The following is a 15,547-nucleotide window of genomic DNA, read 5'->3' as shown; positions in this document are numbered from 1 at the left end:
GTCGCGCGAACGCTCGTCCAAAAGGCTAGACGCCGATCAGCCGCGGGTGCGCGAGCGGATCATGAAGCTGTCGAAGGTGTATTCGGCGACCTGCCACCACAGATACTGGTCCGACCGGTAGGCCTGCATGGCCTCGATCGACTTCTTGAAGTCGGCATTCTTGGCCGAGATTTCACCCCAAAGCTCGTTGGTCGCCTTGAGGCAGGCCTCGAGCACCTCGTTGGTGAACGGACGCAGCTGCGTGCCGCCGGCAACCAGCCGCTTCAGCGCCGAGGGATTCTGCATGTCGTAGCGCGCGGCCATCCAGCTGTTGGCGTTGGCGGCGCCGTTGGCCAGGATCGCCTGATAGTTCTTCGGCAGCGCGTTCCACTTCTCCAGGTTGACGAAGGAGTGCACGGTCGGACCGCCTTCCCAGAAGCCCGGATAGTAGTAGTACTTCGCGACCTTCTGGAAGCCGAGCTTCTCGTCGTCATAGGGACCGACCCATTCGGCCGCGTCGATGGTGCCCTTTTCGAGCGCCGGATAGATGTCGCCGCCGGCGAGCTGCTGCGGCACCACGCCGACCTTCTGCAGCACCTGGCCGGCAATGCCGCCGATGCGCATCTTCAGGCCCGACATGTCGGCGACGGTCTTGATCTCCTTGCGGAACCAGCCGCCCATCTGGGTGCCGGTGTTACCGGTCGGGAAACCGATCACGCCGAACTTCTTGAAGAACTCGTTGCCGAGCTCCTGGCCACCGCCCTGATACCACCAGGAGTTCTGCATGCGGGCATTGAGACCGAACGGCACCGACGCGTAGATCGCGAAGGTCGGGTCCTTGCCGACATAGTAGTAGGCGACGGTGTGCGACATCTCGACCGTGCCGTTGGAGGTCGCGTCCAGCGCCTGCAGGCCGGGGACGATTTCACCCGCCGCGAACACCTGGATCTGGAACTTGTTGTCGGTCATCTCCGCGACGTACTTCGACAGCTCGACGGCACCGCCATAGATGGTGTCCAGCGACTTCGGGAAGCTCGAGGTCAGGCGCCACTTGATTTCAGGCGAGGACTGCGCGATCGCCGGCGCGGCAACCGCCGTCGCGGCAGCACCGGCCGCAGAAACTTTCAAAAAATCACGACGCTTCATCGTACGACTTCTCCTTCAGGGGCGTTTCCCAGTGACCGCAAGCAGTTCTCCGGCAGGCGCATGAAGGCTTGCCGAGGCGCTCTGGTCGGCCCTTTAACACGGAAGGTGGCTTCACGGAAACGCGACAATGGCATGACCGCGCCAATTAAACGAAAGTCTGATGAGGCTGGAAATCAGCCGGAAAATGCGCCTTCAGGCAGCGACGATGACGCCTGGCAGGTGGCCGCAGAGCTGCTGCCGACCGCGCGGTAAATCGCCGCGTGCGGGCCGTCCGGCCCGCTCTCAACCGCCGGGGGTTACCGGAGCAATCAGCGCCGCGTCGTCTCTCGCGCCTTCTTGGCTTGATCAGCCAAATACCGCCCGCGCCGGATCCAGCTTTGCGCAGTTGTCTTGCTGACGCCATACGTCTTGGCGATCACCTCGGCAGCCTCGCCGATCGAGTCGGATTTCTTGGCCATGTTGAACGCAAGCCGGGAGGCTTCTGCGCGCTTCTCCCGCGTCAGATGTTTGCGGTGCTGTTTGTTTGCTTCGCGTGATGCTGCCATGTCGATGGTCGCCTCACGGCCCCTTCCCGCGGTTTGGCTTCACCCGCGGCCGCCTTCCGCTGATCGAAGGGTGGTACGATTCGGCCACTCCTGCATAAACATACAGGCCGGAACCGATTCAGCAATCGTCCAAAGGCACCAACGGCCACGGGCCTGTGAAGAAAGCCCGCCGGGCTCCCGAAGCTTCGCGGCCAATCGGCCCAGCGGGACAGCAGCGCAGGCTCAGGCTGCCGCGATGACGCCTTGCAGCTGCTCGCGGACCTTGCCGCCGATCGCGCGGTAGATCGCCGCGTGCGGGCCGTCCGGTTCGCTCTCGACCACCGGGTTGCCGGCATCGGAGGCGGTGCGGATCGCGATGTGCAGGGGGATCTCGCCGAGGAAAGGCACCCCCAGCTTCTCGGCTTCGTGGCGGGCGCCGCCATGGCCGAAGATATCCGAGCGGGTGCCGCAATGCGGGCACTGGAAATAGCTCATGTTCTCGACGATGCCGAGCACCGGCACGTTGACCTTCTTGAACATCGCAAGCCCACGCCGGGCGTCGATCAGCGAAAGGTCCTGCGGGGTCGAGATGATGACGGCGCCCTTGAGCGGGACGTTCTGCGCCAGCGTGAGCTGGGCATCGCCGGTGCCGGGCGGCATATCGACCACGAGCACATCGAGCGTGCCCCAGGCGACGTCGCGCAGCATCTGGGTGATCGCCGACATCACCATCGGCCCGCGCCAGATCATCGCGGTGTCCTCCTCAACCAGGAAGCCGATCGACATGATCGACAGGCCGAAGCGCTGCAGCGGGACCATCTTCTTGTCGTCATTGAGCTGCGGCTTCTCGCGGATGCCGGTCAGCCGCGGCACCGACGGGCCGTAGATGTCGGCGTCGAGCAGCCCGACGCGCAGGCCGAGGTCGCGCAGGCCGAGCGCGAGGTTGAGCGCCGTGGTCGACTTGCCGACGCCGCCCTTGCCGGAGGCGACGGCGATGACGGCGGAGATGCCGGGGATCTCGGCCTGCCGGGCCATCGGCGATTGCCCGCCGGGCGGATGTGGATGGCGATGGGCGGACGCCGGCGGGACGCCGCCGGCCGGCCGCGGCGCCGGTGCCGCACCGCCCGCCTTACGCTCGGCGGTCAACGCGATCATCGCGACGCTGACGCCGGGAATGGCGCGCACGGCGTTCTCGGCCTGCGCACGCACGCTCTCCCAGGCGCGGGCCTCCGCGGCATCGACATTGATCGAGAAGAACACCTTGCCGTCGGTGACCGTGATCGCCGACAGCACATTGGCGTTGGTCAAGGGGACGCCGCGCGGCGACATCACCTTGGCAAGGCAATCGAGAACCTGTTGCTGCGTCACGCTCACCGCGCATCTCCTGGGCTTCTTCGTAGGCATGATCTTGTTCGGAAAACCGCTTCGCACTTTTCCGGATCATGCCCCAAGAGACCTCCCATAGAGCGTTGCAGCGCAAAAGGCTACCTCGCTCCGACGTCGTCCCGCCGCTCGGCCGGCGCGGCCGAGCCGCCTTCCTTGGCGGCCTCGTAATTCAGCTCGATCATGACCCCGTTCGGGTCGTTGACGAAGATCTGCCAGAGATCGCCGCCGGGAACCTGGCGCGAGTCGAATTCCATCCCCTTGGACTGAAGCCGCTGCCGCATCCCATCGAAGCCCTGGCTGGCAAAGGCGACGTGATGGACGACGCCCGAGTCGGGCTTTTGTGCCTCGTCGGTCGCCGAAATATCGACCAGATGCACGACCGCCTTGCCCTCGCTGTACATCCACGCACCGGGGAACGCGAAGTTCGGCCGCGCGCCCTTTTCCAGGCCCAGAATGTCCTCATAGAACCGCACCGTGGCGGAGAGATTCCGGGTCCGGATATTGAAATGATCGAGCACACCGACGCTCATGCCCATGCGATACACTCCCTTTTTTGTGAAGTTCGTTGGTGGGCCGATCCTAGCACAAAACCGCCTTCTGCCATCCCACCAAGGCCGTTGCCCTCCGCTGCACAGGGGGTATGGTGCGGCTCCTTCCATGGACGGAATGCCCTGCCCGCCGCGAATTTGCCGGCGAGCGAAGGGCGATCACCACGGCAAATCACAAGGTAACAGATATGGCTAAAGTCGCTTTTCTCGGTCTCGGCGTGATGGGTTTCCCGATGGCGGGACACCTCGTGAAAAAAGGCGGCCATGAGGTCACCGTATATAACCGGACCGCGGCGAAGGCGAAGGAATGGGCCGACAAGTTCGGCGGCAAGACCGCGCCGACCCCGAAAGCCGCCGCCGAAGGCCAGGATTTCGTGATGTGCTGCGTCGGCAACGACAACGACCTGCGTTCGGTCACGATCGGCCCCGACGGCGCCTTCGCCGGGATCAGGAAGGGCGCGACCTTCGTCGATCACACCACCGCCTCCGCCGAGGTCGCCCGCGAGCTCGATGCCGCCGCCACCAAGGCCGGCTTCAAATTCGTCGACGCGCCGGTGTCGGGCGGCCAGGCCGGCGCCGAGAACGGCGTGCTGACGGTGATGTGCGGCGGCAGCGAAGACGCCTATGCGGGCGCCGAGCCGATCATCACCGGCGCTTACGCGCGGATGTGCAAATTGCTCGGCCCGGCCGGCGCCGGCCAGCTCACCAAGATGGTCAACCAGATCTGCATCGCAGGTCTGGTTCAGGGCCTGTCCGAGGGCATCCACTTCGCCAAGAAGAGCGGCCTCGACGTCGCCGCCGTGATCGAGACCATCTCCAAGGGCGCGGCGCAGTCCTGGCAGATGGAGAACCGCTACAAGACCATGAACGAGGGCAAGTACGATTTCGGCTTCGCGGTCGAGTGGATGCGCAAGGACCTCTCGATTGCGCTGGCGGAAGCCCGCCGCAACGGCGCCACCCTGCCCGCCACCGCGCTGGTCGACCAGTTCTATGCCGAGGTCGAGAAGATGGGCGGCAAGCGCTGGGACACGTCGAGCCTGCTGGCCCGTCTGCAGCGGTAACACTTCCCACCATCTCGTCATGCCCGGGCTTGTCCCGGGCATCCACGTCTTTGGATCCAACGAGAAGCAAGACGTAAATGGCCGGGACAAGCCCGGCCATGAGAACATGGCATTGTCAGACCCGGCGTGCGCATGTGCACCCGCCCTCGCACAACAGCGGGACCCCCGCGCAAAAGTTAATTTAACTTCCCGTTTACGCTTTTCCTTAGCTCTTTAAGGCAACGCTTAATGATTTAGCGTCACAGATAGACAATGCAAAAAGCCCGCGCGGTTCGTGGGCAGGATTTGTGTTGTTGATGAGTAATCCCGCAGAAAAGCCTGAAGTTGTAGCGCTTCCGGCAGGACCTCAGGTGACGGTGCCGGTGAACAGCCGGCGCGTCGCCGCGCAGCGGGTGCGCGAGGCGCGGGATCGGTTAACGTCAACCAGTGGAACCCGCCCGGCGTTCGACGCCGAACTGCTCCGCCAATACGCCCAGACCCGCATGTCGGCGTCCTACGTCGTGATGCTGCTCGTGGTGGCAACCGGTGTGCTGTTTGGCCTCTGGATGAAGCCGATCGTGGCCGGCGCCTGGACGGTCGGCATCCTCTGCGTCCATCTCGCCATCATCCGCAGCTGTTCCCGCTTCCTCGCCGAACCGACCTCCGTCGCGGTCACCCGCAAATGGCGGACCCGCTTCGTGCTGCTCGACTTGCTCTACGGCCTGTGCTGGACCGCGATCCTGATCCACCCCGCCGGGCGCGACCTCGCCTCCAACACGCTGATGATGTTTTTGATGCTGCTGGTGATCGCGGTCTCCAGCATGCTGGCCGCGAGCCTGCCGATCGCAGCACTTGCGGCGACCGTTCCGGTGACGGTCGGGATCGCGCTCGACCTCGTGCTCAACGGCGCGTTCGACAATTACGTGCTGGCACTGCTCGCACTTGCAGCCGAAGGCTATTTTGCCCTGCTCGCGCACCGCCTGCATTCGACCACGCTGGCGACGCTGGAGGCCCGCGCCGAAAAGGATGCGCTGATCGGCGAGCTGGAACAGGCCAAGGCGATCTCCGACGAGGCACGGCACCGCGCCGAGTCCGCCAACGTCGCCAAGTCGCGCTTCCTCGCCCAGATGAGCCACGAGCTGCGCACGCCGCTCAACGCGATCCTCGGCTTCTCCGAGGTGATGAAGAGCGAGATTTTTGGCGCGCATACCGTGCCAGTCTACAAGGAATATTCCGCCGACATCCATAATTCCGGCGTGCACCTGCTCAATCTCATCAACGAGATCCTCGACCTGTCACGCATCGAGGCCGGCCGCTACGAGCTGAACGAAGAGGCCGTGGCGCTGGTGCATGTCGTCGCCGACTGCCACCATCTCCTGAAGCTGCGCGCCTCCAGCCGCGGCATCACCATCCACGAGGTGTTCGAGCACGGCATGCCCAGGATCTGGGGCGACGAGCGCGCCATCCGCCAGGTCGTGCTCAACCTGCTCTCCAACTCGATCAAGTTCACGCCGCAGGGCGGCGAAATCTGGTTGAAGGTCGGCTGGACCGCGTCGGGCGGGCAATATCTGAGCGTCAAGGATACTGGAAGCGGCATCGCCGAGGACGAGATCCCGGTCGTGCTGGCCTCCTTCGGCCAGGGCTCCAACTCGATCAAGTCGGCGGAACAGGGCGCGGGCCTTGGCCTGCCAATCGCGAAAAGCCTGATCGACATGCATGGTGGCACCTTCACGCTGAAGTCGAAGCTGCGCATCGGTACCGAGGTGATCGTCACCTTGCCGCCGGAACGGGTGATGAGCGCGCTGGCGCCGATGACTGAAGAAGCGCCGCCGATGCAGCCGCCGGAGCCCGTCGAGCCCGCGATGGGCGCCGACCGGAAACGCGTGCGCCGCAAGTCGATCATGAGTGCCGGCACCGGATTGTAGAGCATGTCGCGGAAGATCGTGACGCGGTTATCGCTAGAGCCCTTTCCGTTCCGATGGATTCGGAACGGGGCTCTAGATTTTGGTTCTGACGCGTTTTCTTCACGCGAACCGGTATCCACTTCGCTCGAAAACGCTTCGGCAATAAACCCAAGGCGTTCGCGCCAGGACCATGCTCGCGACAAAAAGCCGTGGCGTGATGCAGCATCCCACACCAGCCGGCTTGCACTGGCCGCCGAAACCGTTCAACACTTGAACAATGAGCTCAGAGACGCCGTGTATCGCAGTCTGCATGATGGACCCCAGGACGAAGCTCTGCTTCGGCTGTGGCCGCACGCTCCCGGAGATCGCGCGCTGGCACAAGATGGACCGCGCGGAGCGGCTGTCGGTGATGGCGACGCTGCCGGCGCGCATGGCCGAGGCTGGGCTCGAGCGCATGGAGCCGCGTCCGAAGCGCGCGTGATCGGCGCTGCGGCGGGAGTTGCGCCGTGACCCGTATCCTCCTCGTCATCGTGCTGCTGATGGCAACCGCCGGCGCCGTTGTTGCCTATGGCGACCCCGAGCAGATCGCCCGCGCCAGGGAGAATCTGACCCAGATCTTCGGCCGCAGCATCACCGCCTCAGCCTCGACCTCCAGCTCCGCCCCCGCGGTGCAGATCGCGCGCGGCCAGGGCGGCGAGTTCGCGTTCCGCGCTAAGATCAACGGCGTCAGCGCCCCAATGGTGATCGACACCGGCGCGACTTCGGTCGTGCTGACCTGGGAAACCGCGAAAGCGATCGGGCTGCCGATCGATATGCTCGAATACAATGTCGACCTCGAGACCGCCGGCGGTCACACCAAGGCGGCGCGGCTGACGCTCGACCGGCTCGCGGTCGGCAAGCTGGTCGAGAAATCGGTGCCGGCGCTGGTGGTGCAGCGCGGGCAGATGAAGACCAACCTGCTCGGCATGAGCTTCCTCGACCGGCTCGAGAGCTGGGGCGTTCGCGCCGACACACTGAGCCTGACCGGCTACCCCGACGTCACCGGCAGCATCAGCACCTCGAGCCGCCACCGGCGCGCGCGCACGGCCGTCGACTAGCGCGACGGCGCCTACCCCACCGCTACCGATCGTCGTCGTGGATCGACGACGGGTGCCGGCACAGCGGCGTGACCTCGATCTCCATGAACGGAAACAGCGGCAGGCTGGACAGGATGTCGTGCAATTCCTGCGCGCCGGACACGTCGAAGATGCTGACATTGGCGTAGCGCCCCGCCACCCGCCACAGATGGCGCCAGGCCCCCGTACGCTGCAGTTCCATGGCGCGGACGCGTTCCGCAGCCTTCAGCGCGTCGACCTTCTCGACCGGGAGATCGTGCGGAATCCGCACATCCATTTCGACGTGGAACAGCATGACAAGTGAACCCTTCTACGACAAGATGGAACGGCGTAGAGCCGCCACGCAACTGTGGCGGCTCTATTGATCCGTCTAACAGATCGTCAGCCCTGCACCAAACCGCGGCTGACGAGGTTGATGTCGTCGGGGTTGACGAGGTCCTTCGCCGTCCAACCGGAGACGTCGTAGTCGCTCATGCAGTTGCGCACGAAATCCTGCATGGCGCCGAGGTCGCCGGTGGCGCTCGCGGCCATCAGCGTCTCGACGCGCAGATTCTCGTAATTGCCCGCATAGTTGCGCTCGTAGAGTTCATGCCGGCCGCCGAACTCGGAGCCGACCGCGTCCCAGAGCAGCTTCAGCAGCTTGATCCGGTCGATCGCGGCATAGCCGTTGGAGCCGCGCACGAAGCGGTCGAGATAGGGCCGGATCGCCTCGCTCTCCAGGTCGGCCGAACTCGACGGCAGATAGATCAGGCCGCTCGCGACATGACGTTCGATCAATTCCTTGATCCGCGGATAGGCCATCGGCGCGAACACGCGATAGGCCAGCCCGTAGTTCAGGTTCGGCAGGTTGTAGCCATCGGTTCCCTGCCAGGCGATCGGCGACTTCACCATCGCGTCGGCAATCCCGTGGAACAGGTTGCGCCAGGCAATCACCTCGCCCACCGCCGTCTGCACGCCGCGGAAGTCCTTTGACCCGGTCGCCTCGACCGCCATCGAGAACAGGCCGGCGATGAAGTCGAGCTTGACGGCAAGCCGCGTCACGCCGTGCAGCGTAAACCGCGGGATGAAGCCCGAGGCCGGGAAGAACTGGTTGATCTTGTCGACGTCGCCATAGATGAAGACGTTCTCCCAAGGCACCAGCACCTTGTCGAACACGAGGATCGAGTCGTTCTCATCGAAGCGGCTGGACAACGGATAGTCGAACGGCGAGCCGGTCGCCGCCGCCGTGAATTCGTAGGACGAGCGGGCAATCAGCTTGATGCCCTTGGCATCCATCGGCGCCGTGAAGATCAGCGCAAACGACTTGTCCTTGATCGGAATGCCGTAGTGGGCGATGAAATTGTAGTGCGTCAGCGCCGAGCCGGTCGCCACCACCTTCGCGCCCGACACGATCAGGCCAGCGTCGGTCTCCTTCTCGACATGCATGAAGACGTCGCGCACCTCCTCGATGGCGCGGTCGCGATCGATCGGCGGATTGACGATGGCGTGATTCCAGAAGTCCAGACGCTCCTGGGTCCGGGCGTACCACTTTTTCGCATTGCCGGCGTAATCGCCATAGAAGCTTGAATTCGCTCCCAGCGTGCCGAGGAACGACGCCTTGTAGTCTGGCGAGCGGCCCATCCAGCCGAACGCAACCTTCTGCAATTCGGCGATCGCATCGCGGCCCTTGACGAGGTCGTCGGCCGTTTTCGAGCCGAGGAAGAACGGATGGGTCAGCTGTCCCGAGCCGGTGTCGGTCAGGACGCCGATCTGATCCTTCTTCTCATGGAAGCGGTCGTACCAGCGCGCCACCATCCGCGCCGAATTGCGAAAGGCGGGATGCTGGGTGACGTTCTTGACGCGCTCGCCGTAGATGTAGATTTCCCGGCCGTCCTGGATGCTGTCCAGGAATTCCGCACCGGTATAGACGCTGGTGGTTGACGCTGGCACGTCGGCCCGCAGGGCAGCTGCTGTAGTCATGGGTTTCTCCTCCGCTGGTGTCGTTGGACCGGCGGCGTTTGCCGCACCGGCCCTAAGACCATCTCGTCACGCTCTTGGACGGCGTGACATCGGAGGAAACGCTACGCGCTGACCCGGAGCGGGCGAAAGGTATCACACCATACCGCGCAGACCGGCCCGGCTCGGGCTATGACTCGATGGCACGGACCGGACGGCAAGGATCGTTCGGCCGGCGCAACGCCGCAGCTGATGCAGCACGGCAAGGGAGCGGACCATGGGCAAGGGTTTTGACAGCAGCGCTGTCGCTTTCCATCGCGATGGGGAATTGGCCCTCGACGCCTGTGTCGTGACCATCGGCGCATTTGACGGCGTCCACCGCGGCCATCAGGAACTGCTGCGGCAGACCATCGCGGCAGCGCGGCGCCGCGGCATTGCAGCCGTGGTCTACACCTTTGATCCGGCGCCCAAAGTGTATTTCGGCCAGGCCGAGCCGCTGATCTCGCTTCGCGAAAAGCTGGAGCGCATCGCAACATTCGCGCCCGACCACGTCGTCGTCGCCGATTTCAACCAGATCTACGTCCGGCGCACCGCGCTCGATTTCCTCGCCGAATTGCAGCTTGTGCGACCACGCGAAGTCATCGTCGGCGAGGATTTCCGCTTCGGATCCTGCAAGGGCGGCACCGCCCTGCTGCTGCGGCAGCACTTCAACACGCGCATCCTGCCGCCGGTGCGCTGCGGCGATGGCGAGATCGTCTCCAGCAGCCGGATTCGCGCCTTGCGACGATCCGGCCTTGCCGCCGCCGCGGCGACGCTGGAAAACTGGCGAGATATAGTGACCGCGCCACCGGCCAATCGATCCGGTTTGACCCAACTCGAGGTCGCGAGCCAATGACCGCCATCGATCCGCGAGAGTTGCGCAATGCCTGTGGCCAGTTCGGCACCGGCGTCACCATCATCACGACGCATTGCGAGGGCCGCGATCACGGCATGACGGCCAACGCCTTCATGTCGGTCTCGCTCGATCCGCCGCTGGTCGCAATCTCGATCGCGAAGAGCGCGAAGATGCTGTGCAACATCCAGAACACCGGCCGCTTTGCAGTCAGCATCCTCGCCGAGGGCATGGAGGATTTCGCCTGGCATTTCGCCGGCAAGCCAAGGCTCGACCTCTGCAACGTCTTCGAACGCCGCAACGATCTGCCTGTGATCGCCAACGCGGCGGCATACTTCGTGACCGATCTCGCCGATGAGATCGTCGCCGGAGACCACACGATCTTCCTCGGCCACGTCCGCGAGATGTCGCTGGAGCCCAGCAAGAAGCCGCTGCTGTTCTTCCGCGGTCGCTTCGGCGGCCTTGCCGACCCGCACCCCGCGCCCGCGACGCTGGAGAATGCCGCTTACGAATTTGTCTGGTGAGACCAGCAACCGATATTCCCGAAAACGGGGATGCAAGTTTGAGCAAACTGCAAGAAAAGGAGGAACGACCATGCTGAACGTCAACAAGGACACCATCACCGACCACGTGATCGCCGCGCTCTCGAAGGACATTCCGGATCGCAACCGGCAGATCATGACAAGCCTGATCCGCCACATGCACGACTTCTGCAAGGAGGTCGACCTGACTTTCGCCGAGTGGTTCGCCGCATGCGAATTCCTGCGCCGCGCGGGCGACATCTCGGACGAGAAGCGCAACGAGTTCATCCTGATCGCCGACATCCTCGGCGTCGAGGTGCTGGTCGACATGCTCGATCACCGGGTCACCGACGGCGAGAGCGAATCGACCGTGCTCGGACCGTTCTACCGGGAAAACCCGCCGGTGCTGCCCAAGGGCGCCTCCATCATCAAGAAGACGTTCGACAACGCGCAGACCGTCAAGGTCTCAGGGCGCATCAGCGACACCGCGGGGCGGCCGATCGAGGGCGTCACGATCGACGTCTGGGAAGACGCGCCGAACGGCCTCTACGACCTGCAGGATCCGGAACAGCCGGCCTACAATCTGCGCGGACGCTTCACGACCGACGCCAACGGCGAATATGCCTTCGTGGCGCTCCGCCCCGAGCCCTACCCGATCCCCTATGACGGCGCCGGCGGCGAGCTGCTGAAATATATGGGCCACCATCCCTGGCGTCCGGGCCACATCCATTTCATGCTTGCGAAGGAGGGATATCAATCGCTGATCTCGCAAATCTACGATTCCGAGACCAAGTATCTCGACAACGACTCGGTGTTCGCCGTGAAGCAGAGCCTGATCGGCAAGTTCGCCAAGGCCCCCGCCGGCGCCGACACCGATCTGGTTCTCAACTTCGACTTCAAGCTCAAGAAAGCCGCTGTCGAACGGCTCGTCGCGGCCGAGTAATACCCGTTACGTCCTGCCAGGCCCCACCAGCCTGGCAGGGCTCATTCTGAACTGACCTGCGAGGACATATGAGTCGTGCCGTGATCGAAATCGCCGAACCCTTGGAGCGAGTGCAGGCTCACGCAAAGGACACTGCGATCCGCAGTATCCGCGCCACCATCGTGGAGGCGCCGACCCGCCGCCGGCACAAGCTCTCGAACACCGAGGTCACCCATCAGGGCTACGTGCTGGTGCGCGTCCTGCTCGACAACGGCGTGACGGGCATCGGCGAAGCCTCGACGCTCGGCGGGCCGCGCTGGGCCGAGGAGAGCGTGGAGTCGATCAAGGCCGCGGTCACGAATTATCTGGCGCCGGCGCTGCTTGGACAGCCTGCCCTCGCCTTCGAAGCCAATGCCTTGCGCATGAGCAAGGCCGCCACCCGCAATTTCGCCGCCAAGGGCGCCATCGAGTCCGCCCTGCTCGACGCCGCCGGCAAGACGCTCAGCCTGCCCGCCAGCGCCCTGCTCGGCGGCGCGGTGCGCGAGCGCATGGAGGTGATCTGGGCGCTGGCGTCGGGCGACAGCGGCCAGGAGGTCGAGGAAGCCAGGGAGAAGCTGCGGCGCCGCGAACACCGCCAGTTCAAGATCAAGTTCGGCTTCAACCGGCCGCAGGTCGATCTGAAACGGCTGCAAGCGCTGCGCGCCGGGCTCGGCGACGAGGTGCGCCTGATCGTCGATGTCAACCAGGGCTGGACCGAGGCCGAATGCATCCGCTTCATGCCGGCGCTGGAGGAGCTGGATGTGGCCCTGATCGAACAACCGGTGTCGGCGCTGCAACTGGAAGCGATGGCGCGGGTCGCGGCCCGCACCTCGATTCCGCTGCTGGTGGACGAAGCGGCTTTCACCAAGGAGGAAATCGCGCGCGCGGGCGCGATGGGCTGCGGCAGCGTCTACTCGCTGAAGCTCGTGAAGAGCGGGGGCCTGTTCGAGATGAAGCGCGCCGCTGCGGTCGCGGCCGCCCACGGGCTCGAACTCTATGGCGGCTGCCTGCTGGAGAGCAGCATCGGCGCGGCGGCGCATCTCGCCGCCTTCGCCACCCTGCCGAGGCTCGAATGGGGCACCGAGCATTTCGGTCCGCGAATCCTCGTGGAGGATCTGGTCGTCAACCCGATCAGGTTCGACGAGTTCGAGATCTGCGCTCCTGATGGCCCCGGTCTCGGCGTAGAGGTCGACGAGGACAAGATCCGCGCCTTCGCCCGGAAGGACTAGCCGGATGGCGTCGTTCCCGCGGACAATTGACAATCCACGGACCCACGCCCAGTCTTCGCGTCGGAACCATCGTCTCGATCGTGCGCACATGACCACGCGATATCAAACCCGGCAGGATTTTTCCGCAGCTTCCCCGGAAGCGCGCGAGCAGGCGTTCGGCTAGCCGTGACCGATCGCGACGATGTCATGGATCTCAGGCGGCTGGTCTATTTCGTCGCCGTCGCCGAGGAATTGCATTTCGGCCGCGCCGCATCGCGGCTCGCGATCGCGCAGCCGCCGCTCAGCCGGCAGATTGCGCAACTCGAGAGCGATCTCGGCGTCATGCTGATCGACCGGAGCCGCAGCCAGATCCGGCTGACCCAGGCTGGCAGCGTTCTGTTGGAACGTGCGCGCGACGTGCTGGAGCGGCTCGACCGGACGCACCGCGAGATCAAGCGGATCGGCGAAGGCTTTTCCGGGCACCTGCGCGTCGCCTTCGTCGGCTCGGCGACCTATGGCGTGCTGCCGAGCGTGATCCAGGCGTTTCGTTCGGCCTATCCTGACGTCGAGCTCGCGCTGTCGGCGATGAACAACGCCGAGCAGAAGCGCGCGGTGATCCAGCGCGAGATCGATATCGCCATCGCCCGCCCCTCGCTCGACGACGAGGAGCTGAAGTCGGAGCCGCTGCTGCAGGAGCCGCTGATCCTCGCGCTCTCCGACACTTCGCCCTTGCTCGATCAAAAGGTCCCGCGGCTGGCGGCGCTGAAGGCCGAGACGTTCGTCCTCTACCCGCGCAAGCCGCGCCCGAGCTTCGCCGACCACATCCTCAACATCTGCCTCGAAGAAGGCTTCATTCCGAAATCGCAGGTGCTGGCCCAGGACTACCAGACCGCGATCAGCCTGGTGTCGGTCGGCGTCGGCATCGCGCTGGTGCCGAAATCGGTCTCGGAGGCGGAGCGGCCCGGCGTCGCCTACCGCGCCTATGAGGGACACAATCCAGGCACTGCGCTGTCGCTGAACTACCGGCGCGACAACCGGATGCCGCATCTGTTCAATTTCCTGAAGGTCGCACAGGACGTCACGCGGCGTCAGCGCAAGCCGTAACCAGCGCCCTCAGGCCGCGACCGCCGCCGGCGCGCGATCGTCAACGCGTGCGATCGCCTCGTGCAGCACGTCGATGTCAGCACCCGGCCGAACGCCGTTCTCCGCAAGGTGCCTGCGGAACGCACGCGCGCCGGGGACGCCATGGAAGGCACCGACGAAATGCCGCGTGATCGAATGCAGCCGCGCGCCTTCGGCAAGCTGCCGCTCGATATAGGGCAGCATCGCCGCGAATACTTCCTTCATCGTCGCGTGTGGCGCAGTCTCGCCGAACAGCTCGGAATCGACGGTGAGCAGGCGCCACGGCTCCTGATAGGCCGCCCGCCCCAGCATCACGCCATCGACATGCGCCAGATGCTGCTTTGCCTCGGCAAGGCTGGTGATGCCGCCGTTGATGATGATGGGCACATCCGGCAACGCCGCCTTGAGGCGATAGACCCGATCGTAGTCGAGCGGCGGGATGTCGCGGTTCTCCTTCGGCGACAGTCCGTTGAGCCAGGCCTTGCGCGCGTGCACGACGAGCACGTCCGCGCCCGCGGCAACCACCCCGCGGGCCAGCGTATCGAGCGCGACTTCCGGATCCTGGTCGTCGATGCCGATCCGGCATTTCACCGTGACGGGAATCCGCACCGCGCGCTTCATCGCCGCAACGCCTTCGGCGACCAGCGCGGGCTCGGCCATCAGGCAGGCGCCGAAGCGGCCATCCTTCACCCGATCGGAGGGACAGCCGACATTGAGGTTGATCTCGTCGTAACCGAACTGCTCGCCGATCTCTGCAGCGGTCGCCAGATCGCGCGGATCGGAACCGCCGAGTTGCAGCGCCACCGGATGCTCGCTGGCGTCGAAGCCGAGCAGCCGCGCCCGGTCGCCATGGATGATGGCGCCGGTCGTCAGCATCTCCGTATAAAGCCGCGCCCGCCGCGACATCAGCCGATGGAAGACCCGGCAGTGCCGGTCGGTCCAGTCCATCATGGGCGCCACAGAAAAGAGATAGTCTTGCGATTCCAATGATTTACCTTAAGCTCTCAATGGGATGTAACAAGAACGAGTACCCGCCAAACTTGCCGAATTTGCATACGTTTGTACCCGTTTTGACCTCTCGACGCACACGTATCGCACACCGTTTGGAAAAAGCACACGACCATGGCCACCTTTACTCAGTTGCCGTCGGGAAACTGGCGGGTCCAAGTTCGCCGCAAGAACCGTTATGTGGCAGAGACCTTTCGCCGCCGCAAGGACGGCGAAGAATGGGCGCTCGACGTGGAGCACAATATTGATCGTAGCGGG

The 15,547-nt window shown here is 64.5% G+C and carries 16 protein-coding genes; 9 read left to right on the top strand and 7 right to left on the bottom strand.

Translation table 11 applies throughout. From position 1 onward, the window contains the following. Positions 1-36: 36 nt before the first annotated feature. From ACVWY5_RS13185 to ACVWY5_RS13170, 4 genes are all read right to left on the bottom strand, one after another. On the bottom strand, positions 37-1,125 hold the full coding sequence (locus ACVWY5_RS13185; protein ID WP_028334237.1) for a TRAP transporter substrate-binding protein: 1,089 nt from the start codon (positions 1,123-1,125) through the stop codon (positions 37-39). A gap of 308 nt (positions 1,126-1,433) precedes the next feature. Then, positions 1,434-1,670, bottom strand: coding sequence for a hypothetical protein (locus tag ACVWY5_RS13180; RefSeq protein ID WP_028334236.1), 237 nt, complete (start codon positions 1,668-1,670; stop codon positions 1,434-1,436). Between the two features lie 222 nt (positions 1,671-1,892). Further along, positions 1,893-3,023, bottom strand: coding sequence for an Mrp/NBP35 family ATP-binding protein (locus ACVWY5_RS13175; RefSeq protein ID WP_028334235.1), 1,131 nt, complete (start codon positions 3,021-3,023; stop codon positions 1,893-1,895). A gap of 110 nt (positions 3,024-3,133) precedes the next feature. After that, on the bottom strand, positions 3,134-3,571 hold the full coding sequence (locus ACVWY5_RS13170) for a VOC family protein (RefSeq protein WP_016843272.1): 438 nt from the start codon (positions 3,569-3,571) through the stop codon (positions 3,134-3,136). 200 nt (positions 3,572-3,771) lie between these two features. On the opposite strand from ACVWY5_RS13170, the gene ACVWY5_RS13165 reads away from it, so the two are divergent. From ACVWY5_RS13165 to ACVWY5_RS13150, 4 genes are all read left to right on the top strand, one after another. Further along, on the top strand, positions 3,772-4,644 hold the full coding sequence (locus tag ACVWY5_RS13165) for an NAD(P)-dependent oxidoreductase (protein ID WP_028334234.1): 873 nt from the start codon (positions 3,772-3,774) through the stop codon (positions 4,642-4,644). Between the two features lie 296 nt (positions 4,645-4,940). Beyond that, positions 4,941-6,548, top strand: a complete 1,608-nt coding sequence (locus ACVWY5_RS13160; RefSeq protein WP_028334233.1) for a sensor histidine kinase — start codon at positions 4,941-4,943, stop codon at positions 6,546-6,548. A 256-nt stretch (positions 6,549-6,804) separates the two neighbouring features. After that, positions 6,805-7,008 (top strand): DUF1289 domain-containing protein, encoded by a 204-nt coding sequence (locus ACVWY5_RS13155; RefSeq protein ID WP_028334232.1) that lies wholly within the window; start codon positions 6,805-6,807, stop codon positions 7,006-7,008. A gap of 25 nt (positions 7,009-7,033) precedes the next feature. Continuing rightward, the gene (locus ACVWY5_RS13150) at positions 7,034-7,624 is read left to right on the top strand and encodes a TIGR02281 family clan AA aspartic protease (RefSeq protein ID WP_028334231.1); all 591 of its coding nucleotides are present in this window, start codon (positions 7,034-7,036) and stop codon (positions 7,622-7,624) included. Positions 7,625-7,646: 22 nt separating this feature from the next. Here ACVWY5_RS13150 and catC read toward each other — a convergent pair whose 3' ends face one another. Together catC and ACVWY5_RS13140 are read right to left on the bottom strand one after the other, a co-directional pair. Continuing rightward, positions 7,647-7,937, bottom strand: a complete 291-nt coding sequence (gene catC, locus ACVWY5_RS13145) for a muconolactone Delta-isomerase (RefSeq protein ID WP_028334230.1) — start codon at positions 7,935-7,937, stop codon at positions 7,647-7,649. 86 nt (positions 7,938-8,023) lie between these two features. Further along, positions 8,024-9,601 (bottom strand): 4-hydroxyphenylacetate 3-hydroxylase N-terminal domain-containing protein, encoded by a 1,578-nt coding sequence (locus ACVWY5_RS13140; RefSeq protein ID WP_028334229.1) that lies wholly within the window; start codon positions 9,599-9,601, stop codon positions 8,024-8,026. A gap of 253 nt (positions 9,602-9,854) precedes the next feature. Between ACVWY5_RS13140 and ACVWY5_RS13135 the strand changes: the two genes are divergently transcribed. The 5 genes from ACVWY5_RS13135 (at position 9,855) to ACVWY5_RS13115 (ending at position 14,263) form a co-directional block, all read left to right on the top strand. Next, the gene (locus ACVWY5_RS13135) at positions 9,855-10,472 is read left to right on the top strand and encodes an FAD synthetase (RefSeq protein WP_321176808.1); all 618 of its coding nucleotides are present in this window, start codon (positions 9,855-9,857) and stop codon (positions 10,470-10,472) included. Then, positions 10,469-10,993, top strand: coding sequence for a flavin reductase family protein (locus ACVWY5_RS13130; RefSeq protein WP_028334227.1), 525 nt, complete (start codon positions 10,469-10,471; stop codon positions 10,991-10,993). Before ACVWY5_RS13135 ends, ACVWY5_RS13130 begins: the two co-directional genes overlap by 4 nt. A gap of 70 nt (positions 10,994-11,063) precedes the next feature. After that, positions 11,064-11,933 carry an intradiol ring-cleavage dioxygenase gene (locus ACVWY5_RS13125; RefSeq protein WP_028334226.1) on the top strand — a complete coding sequence of 290 codons (870 nt, stop codon included), beginning with the start codon at positions 11,064-11,066 and terminating at the stop codon, positions 11,931-11,933. 110 nt (positions 11,934-12,043) lie between these two features. Next, positions 12,044-13,180: a muconate/chloromuconate family cycloisomerase gene (locus ACVWY5_RS13120; RefSeq protein WP_321176807.1), complete on the top strand. Its 1,137-nt coding sequence runs from the start codon at positions 12,044-12,046 to the stop codon at positions 13,178-13,180. A 165-nt stretch (positions 13,181-13,345) separates the two neighbouring features. After that, on the top strand, positions 13,346-14,263 hold the full coding sequence (locus tag ACVWY5_RS13115; RefSeq protein ID WP_225162295.1) for a LysR family transcriptional regulator: 918 nt from the start codon (positions 13,346-13,348) through the stop codon (positions 14,261-14,263). A 9-nt stretch (positions 14,264-14,272) separates the two neighbouring features. Here the strand turns inward: ACVWY5_RS13115 and dusA are convergent, their stop codons facing one another. Then, positions 14,273-15,268, bottom strand: coding sequence for a tRNA dihydrouridine(20/20a) synthase DusA (dusA, locus tag ACVWY5_RS13110; protein WP_080667081.1), 996 nt, complete (start codon positions 15,266-15,268; stop codon positions 14,273-14,275). Positions 15,269-15,547: the final 279 nt, after the last annotated feature.

The sequence above is a fragment of the Bradyrhizobium sp. USDA 3256 genome, assembly GCF_054058275.1.
Note: the sequence above shows the minus strand (reverse complement) of the source record. Positions and strands in the feature narration are given on the sequence as shown.

What these genes read in the sequence shown, in the direction of transcription:
- ACVWY5_RS13185 (WP_028334237.1), bottom strand. Translation starts at nt 1,125, where the DNA reads ATGAAGCGTCGTGATTTTTTGAAAGTTTCTGCGGCCGGTGCTGCCGCG.
- ACVWY5_RS13180 (WP_028334236.1), bottom strand. Translation starts at nt 1,670, where the DNA reads ATGGCAGCATCACGCGAAGCAAACAAACAGCACCGCAAACATCTGACG.
- ACVWY5_RS13170 (WP_016843272.1), bottom strand. Translation starts at nt 3,571, where the DNA reads ATGGGCATGAGCGTCGGTGTGCTCGATCATTTCAATATCCGGACCCGG.
- ACVWY5_RS13165 (WP_028334234.1), top strand. Translation starts at nt 3,772, where the DNA reads ATGGCTAAAGTCGCTTTTCTCGGTCTCGGCGTGATGGGTTTCCCGATG.
- ACVWY5_RS13160 (WP_028334233.1), top strand. Translation starts at nt 4,941, where the DNA reads ATGAGTAATCCCGCAGAAAAGCCTGAAGTTGTAGCGCTTCCGGCAGGA.
- ACVWY5_RS13155 (WP_028334232.1), top strand. Translation starts at nt 6,805, where the DNA reads ATGAGCTCAGAGACGCCGTGTATCGCAGTCTGCATGATGGACCCCAGG.
- catC (WP_028334230.1), bottom strand. Translation starts at nt 7,937, where the DNA reads ATGCTGTTCCACGTCGAAATGGATGTGCGGATTCCGCACGATCTCCCG.
- ACVWY5_RS13140 (WP_028334229.1), bottom strand. Translation starts at nt 9,601, where the DNA reads ATGACTACAGCAGCTGCCCTGCGGGCCGACGTGCCAGCGTCAACCACC.
- ACVWY5_RS13135 (WP_321176808.1), top strand. Translation starts at nt 9,855, where the DNA reads ATGGGCAAGGGTTTTGACAGCAGCGCTGTCGCTTTCCATCGCGATGGG.
- ACVWY5_RS13130 (WP_028334227.1), top strand. Translation starts at nt 10,469, where the DNA reads ATGACCGCCATCGATCCGCGAGAGTTGCGCAATGCCTGTGGCCAGTTC.
- ACVWY5_RS13125 (WP_028334226.1), top strand. Translation starts at nt 11,064, where the DNA reads ATGCTGAACGTCAACAAGGACACCATCACCGACCACGTGATCGCCGCG.